The organism is Okeania sp. SIO2F4 (assembly GCF_010672385.1).
Classification (GTDB): Bacteria; Cyanobacteriota; Cyanobacteriia; order Cyanobacteriales; family Microcoleaceae; genus Trichodesmium.
The window spans coordinates 1-2,498 of sequence record NZ_JAAHGT010001181.1; the positions used below are offsets into that span (position 1 = coordinate 1).

Annotated in this window: 2 protein-coding genes; both read right to left on the reverse strand. The window is 32.1% G+C overall.

The genetic code is table 11. From position 1 onward, the window contains the following. Nucleotides 1–533, reverse strand: a 533-nt coding sequence (locus tag F6K22_RS38600) for a response regulator (protein WP_293110204.1), incomplete at its 3' end; no start/stop codon positions are given. Beyond that, nucleotides 534–2,498: GAF domain-containing hybrid sensor histidine kinase/response regulator (locus F6K22_RS38605; RefSeq protein WP_293110205.1), on the reverse strand; the 1,965-nt coding region annotated here is incomplete at its 5' end. It lies immediately after the preceding gene.

Consider the following 2,498-nt stretch of genomic DNA (forward strand, 5'->3'; position numbering starts at 1 on the left):
TGTGCGGAATGAATATCTAAGGTAGCACTAATAGCTGGAGTAGTTAATAATAAAAAACGCAGTTGTTCCTCAGCACTTTGACGTTCAATAAATTCTTTTTGCAGCTCTAAATTTTTCTCTTTTAATTGAATTTGTAACTGATAAATAGACAGTTGATTTTCGACTCGTGCCAATACTTCCCGAAGTTGAAATGGCTTAGTAATATAATCTCTACCTCCTACTTCAAATGCTCTAACTTTATCTACTTCTTCACTATAAGCACTAATAAAAATTATTGGTATTTCTTTTGTTGATTCCAAAGATTTTAATTTTTGGCATACTTCATAACCATCTATATCTGGTAAATTAATATCAAGTAATATCAAATCTGGTTTGGCAATTTGTGCGCCATTAATTGCAATTCTGCCATTAATAGCTTTTCTAACATGATACCCATGATGTTCGAGCATACTTGATAATAGTCGCAAATTTTCTGGTGCATCATCAACGACTAAAATATTGTCTGGCAAATCTTGAGAGTTTTTTTTCTCCATTTATTCCTCACTTTCTATCAATTCAAGAATAACATCTAAACGAAAGTTTTCCACTAAATTTGTTAAGCGGTTAATCAGTTTAACCTCTGTTTGAGGAATTTGCTGAATTAACTCATTTACCTGATGCTCATTAACAGATAATATAGCAAAATGTAATTGTTCTAACCATTCAGAAGACATCATACTTAAAGATTCTTTTGTAAGTTCTATGTGAGATTTTGCAGCAATAGAATTTGATGCCAAACTTTGAGATAAATAATTTACTCCCAAATGATTAGCTAACTTTTCTAGTAATAGATTTTCTGAAAAAGGTTTAGCAATAAAATCATCACAACCAGCAGCCAAAATAGCATCACGATTTTCATCAAAAGCATTAGCAGTTAAAGCAATAATAGTAGTAGCTTTACCCAAGGTTGTTTGCTTAATAATTTTAGTTGCTTCATAACCATCCATAACAGGCATAACAATATCCATAAGAATTAAATGTGGTCGCCAAGTTTGCCAAATAGATATAGCTTCTTCACCATTCTCAGCAATCTGAAGTTGAAATCCTAAGGGCTGCAAGAATTGTATTAATAATTGACTGTTTTCTTTGACATCTTCAACTATTAAAATTCGATAACTAGGCTGTAATGGTTCTAAGCATACTATTTTTTGTTGATTAGATAATGTTTCTCTTTCTACTATTTCTCGGAATTCTTCTAGGACTTTGGCGATAATTTCAAAAGTAAAAGTTGTGCCTTTTGCTACTTGACTACTAACAGATATTTCTCCCCCCATTAACCGGACAAATTCACGACTAATAGGTAAACCTAAGCCTGTTCCTTCTATTGATTTTCGACCTGTAGTTGTTTGTACAAACGGTTCAAACAAAGCATCTATTTCTGACTCCTCAATTCCTGGACCAGTATCTGTAATAGTAAATTTTATCTTTCCTGAAGAGTTACTATTACATACTGACAAACTAACTTTTCCTTGAGATGTAAATTTGATAGCATTACCTATAATATTAATGAGAACTTGACGCAATTTTCCTTCATCCGCAGTAATGATTTGAGGTAGATCATCTGCTAATTCAAATAATAGATATAAACTTTTTTCACTTGCTTTTAAACTGAACATATCTTGTAGATTTTTCAGAAAAATGTATAAATCAAATAAATCTTCCTTGAGTAGAACTTTACCTGCCTCAATTTTAGACATAGATAAAATATCATTAATCAAATTTAGTAAATGCTCTCCACTACGATTAATAATTTCTACCTGCTCAATTTGAGCTTCATTTAAAGAATTATCGCGCACCAACAATTGACTAAAACCCAAAATTGCATTTAAAGGAGTACGTAACTCGTGACTCATAGAAGCCAGAAAATTACTCTTAGCAAAATTAGCAGCTTCTGCAGTTTCCTTAGCATTTTTCAGTTCAATTTCTCCTTGCTTATGTTCAATAATTAAACGAGTTAATCTTGCTAAAGATTCAAGTATGTCTAAATCTCTTTGTTCAGGCAATCGCTTGTTGCTAAAGTACATCATAAAAGTACCAATAACTTGCTCTTCCCCACCAGAAAAAATTGGTTCAGACCAACAAGAATGCAAATCAGCAGACAAAGCTTGTTCTTTCAAAGTTGCACATCGCGGTTCATTAACAATATCCTCAATAATTACCCGTTGATGAAGACTAATTACTTTACCAAAACAGCAAAAGTTATTAACAGGTATAGAGTCAATAGTTTGTAGCCAAACTTGAGGAACATTAGGTGCTACAAAAGTACGTAAATATTCACCATTTGATTCCAGTAACATAATTGCAGAATTCAAATTAGGTAATATTTTATCAATTTGAGTTGTTAATTCCAGTAACACCTCATGTAATGATTTACCTTGAGCTACCATTTTCAGAGCAGTATTTTGTGCATTTTCTAATAACTCTTGCTGCTGACGCTCAGTAATATCAATGGCAATAGA